Here is an 18,339-nt window from a genome sequence, read left to right on the forward strand (position 1 = left end):
TCTTCATAATCTCTTAATGATCTTTCTAACATCTCGTCAATGCTAGAAGCTGGACTCGAAACACTTAACAACTCAGCAACCTGCTTCGTTCGTTTCCGTGTATCTCGTCGGTATGGGGTGCATTCTAGAGCATTTCGAAATCATTGCAAGTGCTTTTAACCCCATGTTTTATTGAGTGTTCTATTTTTATGCACCATTATGATTCATTAATAATCACATTTACACTTAACCCTATAATATTGAAGCAAAAATATTAATTTAATATTTCTGCTTCTTTTTTTAATCACTATTTCGCTTTTGAAGGTTTTATATTCACACTTAAAATTTTAATAGGATTTTTTGGCACATCTTGATGCATACCAAATCTACCAGTAGGCACTTTTGCAATTTTATCGACAACATCCATGCCTTTAGTTACCTGACCAAACACAGCATAACCAGGATTCATTGGCGCTTTATTTAGAAAATCATTATCCGCAATATTGATAAAAAATTGGCTTGTTGCTGAATCAGGCTGGTTTGTACGTGCCATGGCTAAAGTGCCACGGTTATTCTTTAAGCCATTATAAGACTCGTTCTTGATTGGAGGTCGATTCACTTTTTTTTTCATCGATACATCTAATCCTCCACCTTGGATCATGAACCCTGGAATAACCCGATGGAAGATTGTGCCGTTATAAAAATTAGCTTTCGCATAAGTTTCAAAGTTCTTTGCTGAAATCGGAGCTTTATCATTAAACAACTCGATTTCGATATCTCCTGCTGATGTTTTGATTTGCATATGCGTATTTGCTGCCAAAGACAAAGTACTCATCGCCGCAACAGAAACACCTAACATCATTTTTTTTAACATACGCTATCCTCTTATTGATTTTTTTATCTTATCTATTATTCATGAATCAATCGCCAGAAAAGATTCAGTTTTTTGTTAAGCATCAAAGTATTTTTATTCGATTACTCTATATAAAGAAAAAATCCTGAGTTTCGTTTGAATCTCAGGATTTGAAAGTAAGCATCTATTAACTATTTTTATCCCAAAATCTTCTAAACTCTTTACTCATTTCAATCAACAATTTTTTAGAACGCCCTGAGACTAGCGTTAGATTAATAAATCCGTGTGTTTGATCTTCAAAATCTTGATACAACACTTTAGTGCCATTTTGACGTAATTTGTGGGCGTAAATTTTGCCTTCATCATGCAATACATCATGTCCCGCTGTAACAACATAGGCTGGTGCCAATTTTTTTAGATTACCGTATGTTGGGGAGATTAGTGGATTATCCAAAGCAACTTTATGTCTTGTCGCGTAGTATTCTGTCACATAGTCAATATCGCTGTTGGTTAATACTAAACCATCTTTATACGCAAAGAATGATGGATGACGACTTTTGAAATCTACCGCAGGATATATTAAAAATTGAGCTTGAGGCGCATAACTGGCATTTAATGCACGTTGAGCAACGACAGCACTAATATTACCGCCAGCACTATCTCCTGCTACAGCAATACGATTTTTTAAGATTTTAAAGTGACGGCGATTTTGATATACCCATGCCAATGCGTCTTCACATGATTGAATCAATGATTGTGGAGAAACTTCTGGCGCTAAAGGATAATCAATACTGATTACTTGTACTTTTGCATAATTCGCAATGATTCGGCACGCTTCATCATGTGTATTCACACTTCCGACAACAAACCCACCACCATGATAAAACACAATCATTGGTAATTTTTTATTCGGAGCAGGATGATAATGTCTGGCAAATACAGTACCACTTTGTAAAGGAAGACGAATATCTTCTACATATTGAACATGAGATGATTTATGTGTGATGGATTGGATTTGATTTTCAAATTCTTTTCTTGATTTATCAATATCAGCGCCAATAAAGCCTGATTTTCCTTGTTTCAACTGTGCAGCCATCAAGCATTTTGTAAAACTATCGAGTTGAGGATAGTCATAGGGATAGCCAAGTAACTTCACTAGAGATTCTTGAACGATCTTTGGGAGTCGATCTAATGCACGTCCTGCAGAACCCTGACCATTTTCAAGTAATTGTTGTATTTTTTGATTCACGATTCCGATCCTTTTAAAAATCCGTATTCTTCATAATTTCTACACGATCAGCCATTTCATGACTATTTTGTTAACTAAGTCTACTGATCAATATACAAACTTCAATCCCATTTACGCTAATCTGACTATAGCAGTCTTGTCATTGACTATTTAATCCAACATCAGGAATTTTTTAGTTGTCCTGATTCAACATATAAAGGTGAAAGCTATGGCAATAAAAGTAATGATAATGTCATTGGCCACAGCAGTTCTTGCAGTCGGTTGTGTGGCCTTCCCTGATGATAGCCCTTATTATAATGGTAATTATGACCATCGTTATGATCGTGATTATGATCGCAACTATGACCGTCAACGTTGGGAGAGAGAACGCGCACAACGTTTACATCAACAGCGCCTTGAACAAGAAAAGCGCAAACGTCAATATGAACGTCAACGCCAACAACGTGAATTAGCAGATCGACGTAATAAAGAACGTGCTGAGCATGATCGTCGTAAACAGATTGAACAACGTCAAAAGGAAATTCTAAAACAACGTCAAGCTGAACGTAATCGTTGGAATCAAGATAATCGTAAAAAAGCGATTGAAGAACAACGTAAGCGCTTAGAACAGGACCGCAAGAAGCGAGAACAGGAACGTCAACACGATCGCCGAGATCGTTAAGCTTTCTTGGACTCAAGACAATTGATTTAAAGTTACCTCACAAACCTAACATTCACATTTGAATGTTAGGTTTTTTTAAGTGCTGTGATTCTAAAAATAGACAGTAAAGGCATCCTATTTACTCTCTATTCTCTGCTTTTTCATAAAATTTAATCCATTATAAGCAGTTTAAATGAATTAAATTTCATTGCATTTTACTCAACAACTTGAGGGGCTTCTGCACCTTCAGCTGGGACAGCTTGAATCGGTTCAGCAGACTCTACACTTGGGTCAGCTTGTACAGCCACACCATTTTGGGTATCCATTTCAGTAGTTGCCGCTTGCGCTATAGAAGCATCTGTTTGTGTGGTCGGCTGAGTCGCTTGAGCAGTTTCAGCAGATTGGTTTGAAGTACAACCTACAGTAGCAAAACCAATAGCTGCAAATGCCAGGGAAATGAGACCTAATTTTTTCATTGTTTAATTCCTTACTTGAAACATTCAAAGTCAGAGTTAACTTTGAAGGCTTATCATTCCTGACTTTTTTATTTCATGCGTCAGTTCTTGGTTCAAGTTTCGATGACTTCAGGTTGAACTTATGAAAAAAGTGTAAAGAAAATGCAATTCAACTTTTATAGTTGAATATATCTCCTAAGCCATTTATTTAATTTATTTTTTAGTGAATATGTGGTGCGATATAAGCCCTTTTTGAAGGTGACTGAATCACAGTGTGGCTACACGGTATATCGGTTGCTTAACATTGTTACTCAGATCTCGACAAGCAAAAAAAAAACTCATCCAAGGAGGTTGGATGAGCTATTAAAAAGCAAAAACAAAATAAATAGAAACTACAGCGTTAGTATCTGGTTAAAGATAATACAGTTTTGATTATTTAAAAGGAAAGACTTGTTTTATCTGAATCTATATTTTTTATATATAAAATATACACTAAATCATATTTTTATAATCTTTCTTCAGCTCATCTCCTCTTCTTATTCTAGACTTTAGATTTCTCTAAATGGATCGAAAAATTTTCATTCCTTGTTGTAAAGATGAATTTAGTAGAAATAAACATCGTTTAAGCTTGAATTATTTATAGTCGCCCACATTACCTTTGTATTGATGAATTACACACGCATGGCAGTTCAGATTAACGCAGTTAACACTGATGCCAAAGGACTGTACATGTTTAAAAACCCATTTAAGCGGAGATCTTCCATGGCAAATGAGCAAAACGAACAAACTCAGGACGTTCAAACGGAACAAACTGAACAGCAAGTTGAAAATCAACAAGCTGAAGTTGAAGTTTCTGTAGAAGACCTTCAAGCGCAAATCGCAACGCTGACTGAAAACTTAAAATATGAAAAAGCAGTTGCTGCAAATGCGAAGTATGAAGCAGAAAAAACCAAAGAACGTTTAGAGCGTGAGGCGGATACTGCGAAAAAATTTGCTTTAGAGAAATTTGCAAAAGAATTATTGGATTCAGTTGACAACCTTGAACGTGCAATTGCTGCTGCAGGTGATGAAAAAACTCCTTTATCAGAAGGTGTAGAACTCACACTGAAGTCATTATTAGCAACATTAGAAAAATTTGGTGTTGTGGCAGTTGACACTGAAAATGGTTTTAATGCTGATTTGCATCAAGCAGTAGGTATTGCCCCAGATGCAAAAGCGGGTGAGATTGGTACGGTACTTCAAAAAGGTTACACCCTTTCTGGCCGTTTACTTCGTCCTGCAATGGTCATGGTAGGCCAATAAGTCAAGAAATACGGGAGTTTGTAAAAATTTTTTAAGTTTTTAACTTGAAAAATAATGAATGGCTCTCATATCGGATAACAAGTGAAAGATCACAACAAAATTTTCGAGGAACACATCAATGGCTAAAATTATTGGTATTGACTTAGGTACTACAAACTCATGTGTTGCAGTACTTGAAGGCGATAAAGTTAAAGTAATCGACAACGCTGAAGGCGCTCGTACAACTCCGTCTATTATTGCGTATAAAGATGGCGAGATCCTTGTTGGTCAATCAGCTAAACGTCAAGCGGTAACAAACCCGAAAAATACATTATTTGCGATCAAACGTTTGATCGGTCGCCGTTACGAAGATCAAGCAGTTCAAAAAGATATTGGTCTTGTACCTTACAAAATCATCAAAGCTGACAATGGTGATGCTTGGGTTGATGTAAACGACAAGAAACTAGCACCACAACAAATCTCTGCAGAAGTTCTTAAGAAAATGAAGAAAACTGCGGAAGATTACTTAGGTGAAACAGTTACTGAAGCGGTAGTTACTGTTCCTGCATACTTCAACGATGCTCAACGTCAAGCAACGAAAGATGCTGGTAAAATTGCTGGTTTAGATGTTAAACGTATCATCAACGAACCAACAGCTGCAGCGCTTGCGTTCGGTATGGACAAGAAAGAAGGCGATCGTAAAATCGCGGTTTACGACTTAGGTGGTGGTACTTTCGACGTATCAATCATTGAAATCGCTGACCTTGATGGCGACCAACAAATCGAAGTGTTGTCTACTAATGGTGACACATTCCTTGGTGGTGAAGACTTTGATAACGCGTTAATCGACTTCTTGGTTGAAGAATTCAAGAAAGAACAAAATGTAAACTTGAAAAACGATCCTCTCGCACTTCAACGTTTAAAAGAAGCTGCTGAAAAAGCGAAGATTGAATTGTCTTCTTCTAATGCAACTGAAATTAACCTTCCGTACATCACTGCTGATGCGACTGGTCCTAAACACTTAGTGATCAATGTAACACGTGCAAAATTAGAAGGTTTAGTTGCTGACCTAGTTGCTCGTACAATTGAGCCTTGTCGTATTGCGCTTAAAGATGCAGGTTTATCAACTTCTGATATCTCTGACGTAATCTTGGTTGGTGGTCAGTCTCGTATGCCACTTGTACAACAAAAAGTACAAGAGTTCTTCGGTAAAGAGCCACGTAAAGACGTGAACCCTGACGAAGCTGTGGCAATGGGTGCTGCGATCCAAGGTGCTGTACTTTCAGGTGATAAGAACGACGTTCTATTACTTGACGTAACACCGTTGACACTTGGTATTGAAACAATGGGTGGCGTGTTAACTCCAATCATCGAGAAAAACACAACAATCCCTGCGAAAAAATCACAAGTGTTCTCTACAGCTGCTGATAACCAGCCTGCAGTAGACATTTCGGTTTATCAAGGTGAACGTAAAATGGCTCAACAAAACAAATTGTTGGGTAACTTCCAATTGGGCGATATCCCACCTGCTCCACGTGGTGTGCCGCAAATTGAAGTATCGTTCGACATCAACGCTGATGGTATCTTGAAAGTATCTGCGAAAGACAAGAGCACTGGTAAAGAGCAATCAATTCAAATTAAAGCAAACTCAGGTTTGAGCGATGCTGAAATTGAAGCGATGATCAAAGATGCTGAAGCGAATGCGGAAGAAGACCGTAAGTTTGAAGAATTAGCAAAAGCGCGTAACGAAGCTGATGCATTAGTTTCTTCTGCTCAAAAAGCAGTAAAAGACCTTGGCGAACAAGTAACTGCTGATGAAAAAACTGCGGTTGAAACTGCTGTTTCAGAACTTGAAGCTGCAACAAAAGAAAATGATGTTGACGCGATCAAAGCGAAAACTGAAGCACTTCAAAACATCATCATGCCGATCACTCAACGTGCTTATGAAGCTGCGCAGGGTGCTCAAGGTGGTGCGCAAGGTTTTGATCCAAATGCATTCCAAGGTGATGCTGCTGGTCAACAACAAAAAGCGGACGACGGCGTTGTAGATGCTGAGTTCACTGAAGTGAAAGATGACAAAAAATAATTTGTCTCTTTAAATAAAAGACCGCGCGAAAGCGCGGTTTTTTTATTTACATCTTTGAATTTTTAAATGATTATCAGATATTTGTATCTTGCATTGCAGGCATCATAATTTCTTTCACACAAGATGCTCTAGACGTATTAAGCACAAAATGAACGGCAGCAACTACATCAGACACAGGAATTAAAGATTCGTCTGTTTCTTCTAGGACAGATTCTATTGTTGTATCTAGATCAAAATCAGGTACTAAATATCCAAGATTTAACACCGTAACGCCTATTCGATCCTTTCGTACCAACTCTCTTAAGGCATGGGAAATTCCACGTAATGCAAATTTGGTAGCTGAAAATACTATTTCTTTTCCATTGTGATTGTCTAAACCCCATGTTGAACCAATGAGGATCACTTTGGCATGATCTGATTTCTTTAAATTTTCCAAAATGGATTGTATAGATAAAATACAACTGGTGATATTTGTATTGATGATCGTTTGAATTTCTAATGCTGAGATTGATGAAAAATCATAGTCATGCGTAAAAGCATCTTGCTCCCAAACACCTACATTATAAATAAATACATCTAATGCTTTATCTCCAATTACGTCTTTAATTTTTTTGCATGCTTGGACAGGATAAGCTAAATCAGTTTGAATCCACTCAATCTGGCGTGGTAGTTGTGGGGTTGAGCGTGATATTCCATAGATTAAATCATCATCATTTGGAACTAAAGTAGCTAACGCTTTTCCTAGACCATAACTGATTCCATGAATTAAAAAAGTTTTATTGATTGATGATGGCACTGTCGTTTTTCCAATTTTGTTATTAGATTTCTTATGATCAAATCTCAAGTTAGCTTGAGGTCAAGTTGAATTAAAAACACAAATAAAATAGAAAAATTAAAATGACAGTTTTTATGACGATGACCAAAATAACGCCTATTTTAATAAAAAAGCCCAATCTACATTGGGCTTTTTATCACAAATTACTCATCAAACGAACTTTCTAACTCTTCAAGTTCCATCATCAGTTCAAGCATTTTTTCTTCTGCTTGTGCTAATTTTCCTTTAAGCTCAGTTTGTTCATTCATCAATTTTAAAAGATCATCTTTCCGAGACGCATCATAAAGTGATGCCTCCCCTAAAGCATCCTCAATTTGAACTAAACGTGGTTGAATCTTTGCAATCTCAGCTTCCAATTTTTCGATATTTTTACGAATTGGGCGGCTCATTTCACGGCGACGCGCAGCTTCTTTACGCTGTGCTTCTTTATCTACTTTAGAAACTACAGGCTTATCGATCACTTGAGATTTTACTGGCTCAGGTGCTTGCTGCCCTTGCTTCATCAACTCTGCACGTGCTTGACGTAACCAGTCTGCATAAGCGACCAGATCACCTTCAAACTCACGACATTTACCGTTATGCACTAGGAGTAATTCATCACAGACACTTGCAATTAATTGGCGTTCATGTGAGACCAACACCACTGCCCCTTCAAAGTCTTGTAGTGCCATAGTTAATGCATGACGCATATCCAAGTCTAAATGGTTGGTCGGTTCATCTAAAATTAAAACATTTGGACGCTGCCAGACAATCAAAGCCAATGCTAAACGTGCACGCTCACCCCCAGAGAAGCTTTCACACGGCGTATCCATACGCTCACCAGAAAAGCCAAAACTTCCTAGGAATGCGCGTAAAGTCGCTTCACTAATCTTCTTATCTGCAATACGAGACAACTGCAACATTGGACTCGCATTACCATCTAATGCATCCATTTGATGTTGAGCAAAATAACCAATATTAAGTAGTTCAGATGCTTTTCGTTGACCTTGGATTAAAGGTAAATCACCCACCAAAGATTTAATTAATGTGGACTTACCTGCACCATTCATCCCCAATAAACCAATACGACTGGTTGGCGTGATTTGTAGTTTCACATTGGTCACAATCAGTTTGTCACCATAACCAATATCAGCACTATCCAGTTGCAACAATGGAGAACTCATTTTGGTCGGCTCACGGAAGCTAAAGGTAAAAGGCGTATCGACATGCGCAGCAGAAAGCTCTTGCATTCGTTCAAGCTGTTTAATACGACTTTGTGCCTGTTTCGCTTTGGTTGCCTTAGCTTTAAAACGATCGATATATTTTTGCAGATGTGCACGTAGCTCAAGCTGTTTCTCATAGGCTTGTTGTTGCTGAGCTAAACGTTCACTTCGGGTACGTTCAAAGGTTGAATAGTTACCGGTATAAAGCGTTAGTTCTTGGTTTTCGATATGCAAAATATGGTCGGTAATGGCATCCAAGAAATCACGGTCATGCGAAATCAGTACCAATGTGCCTTCATATGCTTTCAACCAGTCTTCTAACCATAAAATAGCGTCTAAATCTAAATGGTTCGTCGGTTCATCAAGTAAGAGTAAATCTGAACGACTCATCAAAGTACGCGCAAGATTTAAACGCATACGCCATCCACCAGAGAAACTTTTTACGCTAAGTTCTGACTGATGTTCAAAGAAGCCTAGCCCAGCCATCAGTTGTGATGCTTTAGACGGCGCTGAGTAGCCACTAATTTCATCAAAACGACCATATAGATTTGCCAAATCTTGATCAGACAATCCGTCAGGATGCTCAAGTTTGTGTTGGATATTCCAATACTCTTCATCACCGGATAGAACGAAATCAATCGCTTTCATATCCAGCGCTTTAATCTCTTGCGCCATATGCGCCACTGTCCAAACCGATGGTCGTGTCAATGAGCCACCATCTGATTCCATGCCCCCAAGTAAGGCTGAAAACAAAGTCGATTTTCCTGCACCATTGACACCTGTTAAACCAATCTTCCAACCAGGGTGAAGTTGCATAGACGCTTTTTCAAATAAAATGCGACCGCCGCGGCGAATGGTAAGTTGGTCTAACTGAATCATAGATATTCAAACAAATAAGTATTGGATGGCGCATTTTAATGGATTTCACCCAGAACAACCAAAAATTAATCCATCTTTCATCTTCATTTCATTCTTGACATAAAAAAGCCATCACTTAGGATGGCTTTTTAATCATGCAAAACTTAATGATTTAGTCAGTAAAAGTTACTTTAGCAATGGCCTTTTTACCTGCTTGAACAATCACTGTTTTGTTTTCCTTAATTGAGAATGATGCATCTACCACCTCCCAATCAACTTTTACGGCTCCACGTGAAACAGCATCTTTGGCTTGCGCTGCATTTTTAGTTAAACCTGCTGCACGAACAATAGAAGCAATAAACATTTCACCACCGAATTCACCACGTGAAATCGTCACTTCTGGCGTTCCTTCAGGAAGCTCACCTTCTGTGATGATATTCCCTGCACCTTTATGTGCATTCGCAGCAGCTTCGCTTCCATGGAAACGTTCCACTAACTCGAGCGCTAAGATACGTTTAATTTCTTGAGGGTTACGACCTTCGGCCATTTCTTTCAATAAGCCTTCGATCTCTTCCATTGACTTGAAGCTAAGAAGTTCGAAATATCGCTCAATTAAGCTGTCTGGCATTGAAAGTACTTTTTGGTACATCGCACCAGGTGCATCAAATACACCAATGTAGTTACCTAGAGATTTAGACATTTTGTTGACGCCATCTAAACCTTCAAGAATTGGTACAGTGATACACACTTGTGGCTCTTGATTATAACGACCTTGTAAAGTACGCCCCATCAGTAAGTTAAAGGTTTGATCTGTACCACCTAACTCAACATCAGCCTCAAGCGCGATAGAGTCATAGCCTTGCACCAATGGATACAAAAACTCGTGAATCGCAATCGGCTGTTGGTTGTTATAGCGTTTAGTAAAGTCATCACGTTCAAGCATACGTGCAACCGTTTGCTGTGAAGCCAATTGGATCAGATCAGCAGCAGTTTTTTGAGCAAACCATTCTGAGTTAAACACCACCTTAGTTTTATTTGGATCAAGAATTTTAAACACTTGTTCCTGATAGGTTTTCGCGTTTTCTAAGACTTGCTCACGTGACAATGGTGGACGAGTTGCACTTTTACCTGTTGGGTCACCAATCATCGCAGTGTAATCACCAATCAAGAAGAATACTTCATGACCTAAGTCTTGGAACACTTTAAGCTTGTTAATTAATACCGTATGACCTAAGTGTAAGTCTGGTGCTGTAGGATCAAAACCCGCCTTAATTTTCAAAGGACGATTCAATTTTAATTTCTTCAGAAGATCTTCTTCTGAAATAATTTCATGTGTGCCTCGTTGAATGAGGGCAAGTTGTTCTTCAGCAGGCAGGAAATTTGACATCACAAAACCCAAATACATCTGTTGTTCAATTTGTGCGATATACTAACACTTTTTCAGCACAATGCAGGCTTAAGAATAATCATGACCACAATCTACATTGGTGTAATGACTGGCACGAGTATGGACGGCGTCGATTTTGTAGCCGCTTCTTTTGATCCATTACAGATCCATGCAACGCTGACATTAGCCTTTGATCCAGATTTACGTAATGAACTGATGGCACTTACTTTTCCAGACGATAATGAAATTGACCGCATGGGTAAAGCTGATGTCGCTTTAGCACAGATGATCGGTCATGGAATCAATCAACTTATACAAGAAAATAATCTCGATAGAACTCAAATAAAAGCCATTGGATCTCATGGTCAAACGATTCGTCATCGTCCCGAACATGGATTTACCCTGCAAATTGGTGATCCCAACATTATTACTGAAATCACTCAAATTCCTGTGGTATCAGATTTTAGACGCCGTGATATGGCTGCTGGTGGTCAAGGTGCACCTCTAGTGCCAGCATTCCATCAAGCCTTATTTCAGCATCCGACGATACACCGTGTGATCTTAAATCTCGGTGGAATTGCCAATGTCAGTATGTTACCTGCGGGTGATCCTAAAGGCGTATATGGCTTCGATACTGGACCAGCCAATATTTTGATGGATGCTTGGTGTGAACGTTACACGGGTCAGCCTTATGATGAAAATGGCAATTGGGCTGCTTATGGTACGCCTATTCGCGCTTTGCTTGATCGTTTGCAATCACATGACTTTTTCTCCAAAGAACCGCCAAAAAGTACTGGTCGTGAAGACTTTAATTTGGAATGGTTGGATGAACAAATTGCGGATTGGCGTAGCGATGTTGAATACGATGAACTTGAAGATACGCCTGAAAATATTCAAGCAACGCTGATGAAACTCACGACACGTGCCATTAAGAAAGCCATTTATCGCTCCCCTATGGACACAGGTGAAGTTTATGTCTGTGGGGGTGGTGCGTATAACTCACAATTATTAGAACAATTACGTTGGCGTTTACGTAAACACGAGTGGAGTGTTCAAACCACAGCAGATTTGGGATTAGCACCGACTTGGGTGGAGGCGACCGCTTTTGCGTGGTTGGCTATGCGATTTGTAAACCAACTTGCTGGTAATTTACCTGAAGTGACAGGAGCTCAAGGAGATCGAGTTTTAGGAACGATCACTGCGGTTTAAATGAAGAATCGATGTATCCACTATCCTGAGTTGATACATCGATTAACTTAAACAGGTGCAAAATTCAATTTTGAAAGTGCCGAGTTAACAGCAAAGATCCGATGTCTACATTCAGTAAAGCCATTTTCCCTTAAACGCTGAAGATGCATATTTAGATAATCTTCTGCATCTGCTTGGCTTTCAAATAAGTAAATTCCACCTGCTTCTTTGGACGCTTCATTTTCAGTCCAAATTTTCCAAATCAAGCCTTTCTCATTTGCTATTGAATCCGCGAGTGTTTTGAAACTTTCAAACATTTCGTGCCCCCAAGGTCCATCATAGGGAAAATCAATTTGTAGAATAATCGCCATTCAACTTTTCCTTATATACGCGCATCTTTGATTAAGTCATCAATAGCTTGTGTTAATTTTTCCAATGCCACATGACCAGAGCCTATGATTTTGACATTGTCTCCATGACGTATCGCAAAACTTGGGAACCCTTTTATGCCCCAACTTCGATTAAGCTTGAACTCTTCATAGGTCGCTGCTTGGGTCTCAGGTAATACAAACAACGTTGAGAATACGTCAAAATCCAGCTCAAACGTTTCACATATACTTCGATAATATTCAAGCTCGTTCGGATCTTCACCATCCACATAAAATTTATATTGGATTGCTGAAAAAAATGCCAAAAGTTTTTCATCATGATGATCATGGTCTTGCCAAAGTTGTCGAGCAACGTAAACAGCACGTGCTGAAGGCTCGGTATCATAGTTAAAATGTGCTCTTTCTAACAATTTTTCAGTGAAAGGTTGTTTAGTCAGTCTCTGAATATTTTTCCATTCGGTGCGTAAAAAATTCTTGAAAGTATCGGTCCAAGCATCACCTCCACCAGGTCTTAAACCACCGCTAATCACTTGAAAGCCAACACCATGCTGAATTGCATATTCACGCGCTTGTTTAATGATATTTGAACTTCCCCAACACCATGAGCACATTGGGTCACCCACATAAATCAGGCTGAGGTCAGATGCTACATTGACCACTGCATTTTGGCCTTTTTCCAATTCGGCTACTGAACAAGTACCAGTTTCTAAATCACAATTCATTGTCATTGCTATGTCCTCAATTTGCTAAATCAGATCATTTGCTACATCTGATCAATTGACTTAACTTAGCGGTTCTATAATGATGTGAATAGACAATAAAAATGAAAGGTGGTGTTCGATTTTATGAACAGCTTACCCTACTCAATCGATGACCTATATTGGTTCGTACTGATTGCAGATGCTGGAAGTTTATCCGCGGCAGCAAGACGTTATGATATTGCTAAATCCACGTTATCTAATCGACTTTCAAGACTTGAAGAATCCTTAAATATTAGATTATTAAATCGAAATACCAATTCAAGCTCACTAACTGATGCTGGTAAGATTTTCTTAAAAGAAATCTCCCCCCTATTTCATCAAATTGAATCACTGACGAACGATCTCACACAATTAGAAATACAACCCAAAGGTCGAATTCGAATAGCTGCTTCGGGAACTTTTGGAAAAATGGTGGTATTCCCTTTAATCTCTCAATTTTTAATTGAATACCCACACATTGATATTGAAATTGATTTGAATGACAGCAAAGTTGATTTAATTTCTGGAGGATATGACTTAGCCATCAGACTTGGTGATTTAGCAGACTCTACACTCCATGCTCAAAAGGTTGGACAAGTTCGAAGAATTTTATGTGCCAGTCCAACCTATCAAATGCGTTATGGCATTCCTGAACACCCAGAGCAACTGTGTGATCATCATTTTATCTCGCATAACCGCGAGCTGTCCAAAATCAAGCTTTTCAAAAACGGTACGATAAAAAAATTTAAAATTTATACGCATCTGATGGTGACACCATCCGAACATGCGCTTGCTGCTGTAGAAGCACATTTAGGTATTGCCGCCGTTGCTGAAATCCAAGTGGCCCATCAATTACTCAACTCAACGTTAATTCATATTTTACCTGAATGGTCTCTAATCCCTGAAGATGTCCACTTGGTTACTCCGAGCTTAAGCTATCGGACCTTAGCTTTGAGACTTTGCTTAACGTTCTTAAAAAAACAAATCCCAATACAAATACACCGTTTAATCAACCCATAATATTGTCAGACAATGAACGACCTTCTTTCACCTAGAACTGACCCGTTCAGCCCTAGTTCTATCATCCAAATTTGATAAAGATATGTAAAGGAAAGAGGATATTGATTATGGATAAACAACAACGAATCACTGAGTTTCAAAAAGGTAATCTTATTTTTGATGTAATAGATAGCGGTCCAATCGATGGCACTCCAATTGTGCTATTACATGGTTTTCCTGAAACATCAAAAATTTGGCAGCATAGTGCCGAAATACTAAACCAACATGGTTTTCGCACCTATGCGTTAAACCAACGTGGATATAGCTTAAGGGCTCAACCGAAAAAACGCGCAGATTATGCCATTCAACATTTAGCAGATGATGTAAATGTTCTACTCGACTTAATTGGAGAGCCTTCATATATCGTAGGACACGACTGGGGCGCAGTCGTTGCTTGGGAAGTTGCTCTACGTTATCCTAATAAAATTAAACATTTGACCGCGATCTCCGTCCCTCACAAAGCAGCATTTATGCGGGCTTTTTACAGCAGTACACAACTTTTTAAATCCTATTATATGGGACTATTTCAGCTTCCATGGATACCTGAGTTGCTCTTTAATAAAACACCTCAAATTGGCGAGGCTTTATTAAAAAATTCTGGAATGACAGTTGAACAATTAAATGACTTTAAACAAGAAATGATTATAGAAAAACGGCTCAGCCCATCACTCAATTGGTATCGAGGTTTACCTTTTAGCTCTAATAAAACGCTATTCAATAAAGTCAAAGTTCCCACTTTATTTATTTGGGGCAAAGATGACGTTGCAATTGATGCTAAAGGGGTTCAGTTCAATCAAAATTATGTTGAAGGTCCATATACGGAAATTCATTTAGAGGCGAATCATTGGATTCCAGTTCAAAATTATCATGAGCTGACTGATTTAATTCTGAAAGAACAGCAAAAATTATCATAAAAAAAGCCCGCTTAGCGGGCTTTTTTTGCTGCATATTAAATTGAGAATGAAGATCCACAACCACATGTCGTTGTCGCATTAGGATTTTGCACGATAAAGCGAGATCCTTCCAAACCTTCGACATAATCAACAACTGAACCAACGAGATATTGATAACTCAGTGAGTCAACAAGCATCTTCACATCACCATTCACAAATTCAGCATCGTCTTCATTTTGAGATTCAGCAAAATTGAATCCGTAAGAAAAACCAGAGCAACCACCACCTGTCACATATACACGTAACATCAAATCTTGATTTCCTTCGCTCTCACGAAGTTGACGAACTTTATTCGCAGCATTGTCAGTCAGCTCAAGTGCTTGGGCAGTCATGATGGATTCCTCAAAAAATTAAATAGGCTTTGAAATTAAAAGACCATATATCAAGTATAACATACTCAATATATGGTCATAACTCGAACTTTAAAGTTTATTCAGAGTAAATTTATCGGATTTAAATGTAACGTCCTATGAACTTATTTGTAGTTCTCATCCTGCAAGCTACATTCAAAGTTTGTCGGTTCATTCTTACAACGGAACTGCCAAAGTAGTTTCATCATTTGTTTGTTGTAAACTCCTTGTTTAGTAAGTGCAATACGAGATTCACGCATCAATTTTTGATAACCAGGTTTATCTCCAGCTGGAACATTCATCCAATATTTAGCCGGAATATCCGCTTTCATTTTGCCTAAAATTTGATTCGCACGTGGTAATTGTGTTTTCACCCAATCACGCGATTTCTGTCCGAAACCTTCAGGGAATTTATCATGACGAATGATGATATTACCGGTCACTTGAAGAATTGGATAATTCACAATTGCACCTTTCGTTCCTAGCCCTTTATGAAGTTCTAAAGGACGGAATACCGCTGCTGGTGCACCAATAATATCAACTTGGCCATTATTGAATTTACTCCCAAAATTAGTGACCTCAGAACTCACTGCTTGCGCACCAATTTGCTGTACCATAATTTTTTGTGCCTGATCATAATCAAGTACGGCGATCTTTTTACCCGCAGCTTTAGCAACCGTATTAATACTACGATCACGCACCATTAAATAAGCATCGCCAACAGGAATCACTCCTGCAACTTCATAGTTGCCATTTTTCATATGCTTTGCAAAGGTTGGACTTGCTAAACCTTGCATAACTTTGACAGCTAAATTGAGATTAGTAATCGCACCAATGGCATCTAAAGAGCCAGTGAAATTATTAAACTGACGACCGCGCATCCCTGTGATACTGACACCGTCACATTTACCTGCTTTGAAATCTTCAGCAATTACGCCTTCATTTTGTCCGACTTTAAGCTCAATATCAGCTCCCCACTGCTTAGCAGCAAGTTGATAATCTTTCATTAACGCATAGACATCGCCGTTTTTCCCGACGAGATCAAACACGCAGACGACTTGCTTTGCTTGTGAAGCCGTTGCAGCAGTCATTAAACCTGCTGATAATAATAATGTTTTGGTTAAATTCATTTTATTGTTTCCTATTCCTTCTTTCTTATAGTCTCGAATATCCCATATCGAACACCTTAAACTTCAGTGTCAGTGTGTTGAACTAAAATGAGATTACACGATCCAATTGTGTAGATACTGATCCTGAGATGCTGTATGTATATGGTTTTTAGATACAGATCATTTAAATACTACTTATTGTGATTAAAGCATACTTTTTTCTTATAAATGTGCATTGGCGAAAATGACATAAAATGAATAAAAAAAATCCTAGACCAGGTCTAGGATTTTTTCTTTAGAAATCAGAATTATTCACCACCAAGTGAACATTCGAAGTTGGATTTATCGACAGAGCAACGTGCTTTCTTAAGAACAGACATCATCTCTTTGTCATAAATACCTTGTTTAGTGAGATCCATACGACCATCACGAAGTAGTTTTTGATATTTCAGCTTTTCTTCAGCTGAGAATTGCATTTTGTACTTAGCAGGAATTTCACCCTCTAAACGCTTGATCATTGCGTAGCTTTTCGGCAAGTTTTTAACAAACCAATCACGTGATTTTTGACCAAACCCTTCAGGGAATTTTTCAGGCTTCATCACAAAGTTTGCTGTAATGTGTACCACAGGGAAATCAAACATTGCCCCTGTATTGCCTAAACCTTTATAAATTTCAAGAGGCTTATAGGCATATGCTGGTGCACCCACCATATCCACCTGACCATTATTGAACTTCGCAACAAAGTTCGAAACATCAGATCCTACTGCTTGAGCACCGACACGTTGCACCATAATTTTTTGTGCTGGATCATAGCTTAATACTGCGAATTTCTTACCAGCAGCTTTTTCGATTGAATCAATTTTTTTATCACGCACGAAAATATATGCTGCCCCTAGTGGTGCAATACCAGCAACTTCATATTTTTTCCCACCGAGATTTGTGACCATCTTTGCAGCATTACGTTTGTCTAAAGCAAAAGTAATCGCACGTTGTGCAATTGCATTTGAAGGCGCACCACCTAAAGAGTCAATCGAGCCTACAAACTTGTTATATTGACGAGAACGCATCGCTGTTAAGAAAACAGCATCACACTTACCTGCTTTGAAATCATTATCGGCTACAGCCTCATCCTGACGTGGAATCAGATTAATATCTGCCCCCCAACCCTTTGCTGCCAATGCCCATTCCTGAGCCATTTGGAACGATTCACCAGACTTACCGAGTAAATCAAATACACACACATCAACCTTTGCTTGAGCAGTTGAAACCATACCCATGGTTGAAGCCGCCAATAAAGCCAGAGTTGTTTTTTTCATTCTTAGTTCCTTTTAAGCATTTAAATGGATTCTTTTCCATGACAAAAATTTTAATCACTCTCCATTTAAAAAAATAGAGCTATTGCTCTATTTTTTATTATTCAATTATAACTTATTGAATTTTATGATTTTAATTATTTATTAATTTCGTAAATGCTTATTTAATTATCTGTATATTTCACATAATAAATAAAATATGTGACTTCAAGCACATCATTTTATTGAAATTAATTCCAAAAAAATGACTTAAGATTTTAGATTGATACAAAAAAAGCACTCCTAAGAGTAATGCCAGTCAGTTAAGAGATTGACTGGCTTTTTCTTGGGTATTTTTGAGGTTTTCCTTTTACAACCCTTGGATAACTCCTCACTCTTCTCTCAGGTATAACATACCGATTAGATTTCTCCAT

At 38.3% G+C, this 18,339-nt stretch carries 17 protein-coding genes; 6 read left to right on the forward strand and 11 right to left on the reverse strand.

Annotated elements, in window-relative coordinates; translation table 11 throughout:
* Window positions 1-286 precede the first annotated feature (286 nt).
* Both FTV32_RS14455 and FTV32_RS14460 read right to left on the reverse strand, forming a co-directional pair.
* A complete protein-coding gene (locus FTV32_RS14455; RefSeq protein WP_180029014.1) occupies window positions 287-853 on the reverse strand; it encodes a peptidylprolyl isomerase in 567 nt (188 codons plus the stop codon).
* A 166-nt stretch (window positions 854-1,019) separates the two neighbouring features.
* Window positions 1,020-2,090: an alpha/beta hydrolase gene (locus tag FTV32_RS14460; protein WP_092768668.1), complete on the reverse strand. Its 1,071-nt coding sequence runs from the start codon at window positions 2,088-2,090 to the stop codon at window positions 1,020-1,022.
* 199 nt (window positions 2,091-2,289) lie between these two features.
* On the opposite strand from FTV32_RS14460, the gene FTV32_RS14465 reads away from it, so the two are divergent.
* Window positions 2,290-2,742, forward strand: a complete 453-nt coding sequence (locus FTV32_RS14465; protein WP_180029015.1) for a hypothetical protein — start codon at window positions 2,290-2,292, stop codon at window positions 2,740-2,742.
* A gap of 194 nt (window positions 2,743-2,936) precedes the next feature.
* On the opposite strand, the gene FTV32_RS14470 is transcribed toward FTV32_RS14465, so the two are convergent.
* Window positions 2,937-3,197 (reverse strand): molybdenum ABC transporter substrate-binding protein, encoded by a 261-nt coding sequence (locus FTV32_RS14470; protein ID WP_180029016.1) that lies wholly within the window; start codon window positions 3,195-3,197, stop codon window positions 2,937-2,939.
* 708 nt (window positions 3,198-3,905) lie between these two features.
* On the opposite strand from FTV32_RS14470, the gene grpE reads away from it, so the two are divergent.
* Window positions 3,906-4,478: a nucleotide exchange factor GrpE gene (gene grpE / locus FTV32_RS14475; protein WP_257219952.1), complete on the forward strand. Its 573-nt coding sequence runs from the start codon at window positions 3,906-3,908 to the stop codon at window positions 4,476-4,478.
* Window positions 4,479-4,596: 118 nt separating this feature from the next.
* Window positions 4,597-6,543 carry a molecular chaperone DnaK gene (gene dnaK / locus FTV32_RS14480; RefSeq protein WP_035269467.1) on the forward strand — a complete coding sequence of 649 codons (1,947 nt, stop codon included), beginning with the start codon at window positions 4,597-4,599 and terminating at the stop codon, window positions 6,541-6,543.
* A 73-nt stretch (window positions 6,544-6,616) separates the two neighbouring features.
* On the opposite strand, the gene FTV32_RS14485 is transcribed toward dnaK, so the two are convergent.
* From FTV32_RS14485 to tyrS, 3 genes are all read right to left on the reverse strand, one after another.
* Entirely contained in the window at window positions 6,617-7,339 is a 723-nt protein-coding gene (locus FTV32_RS14485) for an SDR family oxidoreductase (RefSeq protein ID WP_373683369.1), read from the reverse strand.
* A 182-nt stretch (window positions 7,340-7,521) separates the two neighbouring features.
* The gene (locus tag FTV32_RS14490; RefSeq protein WP_180029017.1) at window positions 7,522-9,459 is read right to left on the reverse strand and encodes an ATP-binding cassette domain-containing protein; all 1,938 of its coding nucleotides are present in this window, start codon (window positions 9,457-9,459) and stop codon (window positions 7,522-7,524) included.
* A gap of 151 nt (window positions 9,460-9,610) precedes the next feature.
* Window positions 9,611-10,843 carry a tyrosine--tRNA ligase gene (tyrS, locus tag FTV32_RS14495; RefSeq protein WP_180029018.1) on the reverse strand — a complete coding sequence of 411 codons (1,233 nt, stop codon included), beginning with the start codon at window positions 10,841-10,843 and terminating at the stop codon, window positions 9,611-9,613.
* Window positions 10,844-10,906: 63 nt separating this feature from the next.
* Between tyrS and FTV32_RS14500 the strand changes: the two genes are divergently transcribed.
* Window positions 10,907-12,034 carry an anhydro-N-acetylmuramic acid kinase gene (locus FTV32_RS14500; protein WP_180029019.1) on the forward strand — a complete coding sequence of 376 codons (1,128 nt, stop codon included), beginning with the start codon at window positions 10,907-10,909 and terminating at the stop codon, window positions 12,032-12,034.
* A gap of 47 nt (window positions 12,035-12,081) precedes the next feature.
* On the opposite strand, the gene FTV32_RS14505 is transcribed toward FTV32_RS14500, so the two are convergent.
* Together FTV32_RS14505 and FTV32_RS14510 are read right to left on the reverse strand one after the other, a co-directional pair.
* The gene (locus tag FTV32_RS14505) at window positions 12,082-12,384 is read right to left on the reverse strand and encodes a monooxygenase (protein WP_092768690.1); all 303 of its coding nucleotides are present in this window, start codon (window positions 12,382-12,384) and stop codon (window positions 12,082-12,084) included.
* A gap of 11 nt (window positions 12,385-12,395) precedes the next feature.
* Window positions 12,396-13,130, reverse strand: a complete 735-nt coding sequence (locus tag FTV32_RS14510) for a DsbA family protein (protein ID WP_180029020.1) — start codon at window positions 13,128-13,130, stop codon at window positions 12,396-12,398.
* Between the two features lie 117 nt (window positions 13,131-13,247).
* Between FTV32_RS14510 and FTV32_RS14515 the strand changes: the two genes are divergently transcribed.
* Together FTV32_RS14515 and FTV32_RS14520 are read left to right on the forward strand one after the other, a co-directional pair.
* Window positions 13,248-14,162: a LysR family transcriptional regulator gene (locus FTV32_RS14515; protein WP_180029021.1), complete on the forward strand. Its 915-nt coding sequence runs from the start codon at window positions 13,248-13,250 to the stop codon at window positions 14,160-14,162.
* A 107-nt stretch (window positions 14,163-14,269) separates the two neighbouring features.
* Window positions 14,270-15,115 carry an alpha/beta fold hydrolase gene (locus FTV32_RS14520; protein WP_180029022.1) on the forward strand — a complete coding sequence of 282 codons (846 nt, stop codon included), beginning with the start codon at window positions 14,270-14,272 and terminating at the stop codon, window positions 15,113-15,115.
* A gap of 35 nt (window positions 15,116-15,150) precedes the next feature.
* On the opposite strand, the gene erpA is transcribed toward FTV32_RS14520, so the two are convergent.
* From erpA to FTV32_RS14535, 3 genes are all read right to left on the reverse strand, one after another.
* On the reverse strand, window positions 15,151-15,486 hold the full coding sequence (gene erpA / locus FTV32_RS14525) for an iron-sulfur cluster insertion protein ErpA (RefSeq protein WP_035268624.1): 336 nt from the start codon (window positions 15,484-15,486) through the stop codon (window positions 15,151-15,153).
* Window positions 15,487-15,629: 143 nt separating this feature from the next.
* The gene (locus tag FTV32_RS14530; protein ID WP_180029023.1) at window positions 15,630-16,634 is read right to left on the reverse strand and encodes a putative solute-binding protein; all 1,005 of its coding nucleotides are present in this window, start codon (window positions 16,632-16,634) and stop codon (window positions 15,630-15,632) included.
* A gap of 287 nt (window positions 16,635-16,921) precedes the next feature.
* Window positions 16,922-17,929 (reverse strand): putative solute-binding protein, encoded by a 1,008-nt coding sequence (locus FTV32_RS14535; protein WP_180029024.1) that lies wholly within the window; start codon window positions 17,927-17,929, stop codon window positions 16,922-16,924.
* Window positions 17,930-18,339: the final 410 nt, after the last annotated feature.

The sequence above is a fragment of the Acinetobacter sp. YH16032 genome (assembly GCF_013417345.1).
Taxonomy (GTDB): domain Bacteria; phylum Pseudomonadota; class Gammaproteobacteria; order Pseudomonadales; family Moraxellaceae; genus Acinetobacter.

Excerpts from the sequence above, each read along its gene's own strand:
- FTV32_RS14455 (WP_180029014.1), bottom strand. The coding sequence starts at position 853 with ATGTTAAAAAAAATGATGTTAGGTGTTTCTGTTGCGGCGATGAGTACT.
- FTV32_RS14465 (WP_180029015.1), top strand. The coding sequence starts at position 2,290 with ATGGCAATAAAAGTAATGATAATGTCATTGGCCACAGCAGTTCTTGCA.
- FTV32_RS14470 (WP_180029016.1), bottom strand. The coding sequence starts at position 3,197 with ATGAAAAAATTAGGTCTCATTTCCCTGGCATTTGCAGCTATTGGTTTT.
- grpE (WP_257219952.1), top strand. The coding sequence starts at position 3,906 with ATGTTTAAAAACCCATTTAAGCGGAGATCTTCCATGGCAAATGAGCAA.
- dnaK (WP_035269467.1), top strand. The coding sequence starts at position 4,597 with ATGGCTAAAATTATTGGTATTGACTTAGGTACTACAAACTCATGTGTT.
- FTV32_RS14490 (WP_180029017.1), bottom strand. The coding sequence starts at position 9,459 with ATGATTCAGTTAGACCAACTTACCATTCGCCGCGGCGGTCGCATTTTA.
- tyrS (WP_180029018.1), bottom strand. The coding sequence starts at position 10,843 with ATGTATTTGGGTTTTGTGATGTCAAATTTCCTGCCTGCTGAAGAACAA.
- FTV32_RS14500 (WP_180029019.1), top strand. The coding sequence starts at position 10,907 with ATGACCACAATCTACATTGGTGTAATGACTGGCACGAGTATGGACGGC.
- FTV32_RS14505 (WP_092768690.1), bottom strand. The coding sequence starts at position 12,384 with ATGGCGATTATTCTACAAATTGATTTTCCCTATGATGGACCTTGGGGG.
- FTV32_RS14510 (WP_180029020.1), bottom strand. The coding sequence starts at position 13,130 with ATGACAATGAATTGTGATTTAGAAACTGGTACTTGTTCAGTAGCCGAA.
- FTV32_RS14515 (WP_180029021.1), top strand. The coding sequence starts at position 13,248 with ATGAACAGCTTACCCTACTCAATCGATGACCTATATTGGTTCGTACTG.
- FTV32_RS14520 (WP_180029022.1), top strand. The coding sequence starts at position 14,270 with ATGGATAAACAACAACGAATCACTGAGTTTCAAAAAGGTAATCTTATT.
- erpA (WP_035268624.1), bottom strand. The coding sequence starts at position 15,486 with ATGACTGCCCAAGCACTTGAGCTGACTGACAATGCTGCGAATAAAGTT.
- FTV32_RS14530 (WP_180029023.1), bottom strand. The coding sequence starts at position 16,634 with ATGAATTTAACCAAAACATTATTATTATCAGCAGGTTTAATGACTGCT.
- FTV32_RS14535 (WP_180029024.1), bottom strand. The coding sequence starts at position 17,929 with ATGAAAAAAACAACTCTGGCTTTATTGGCGGCTTCAACCATGGGTATG.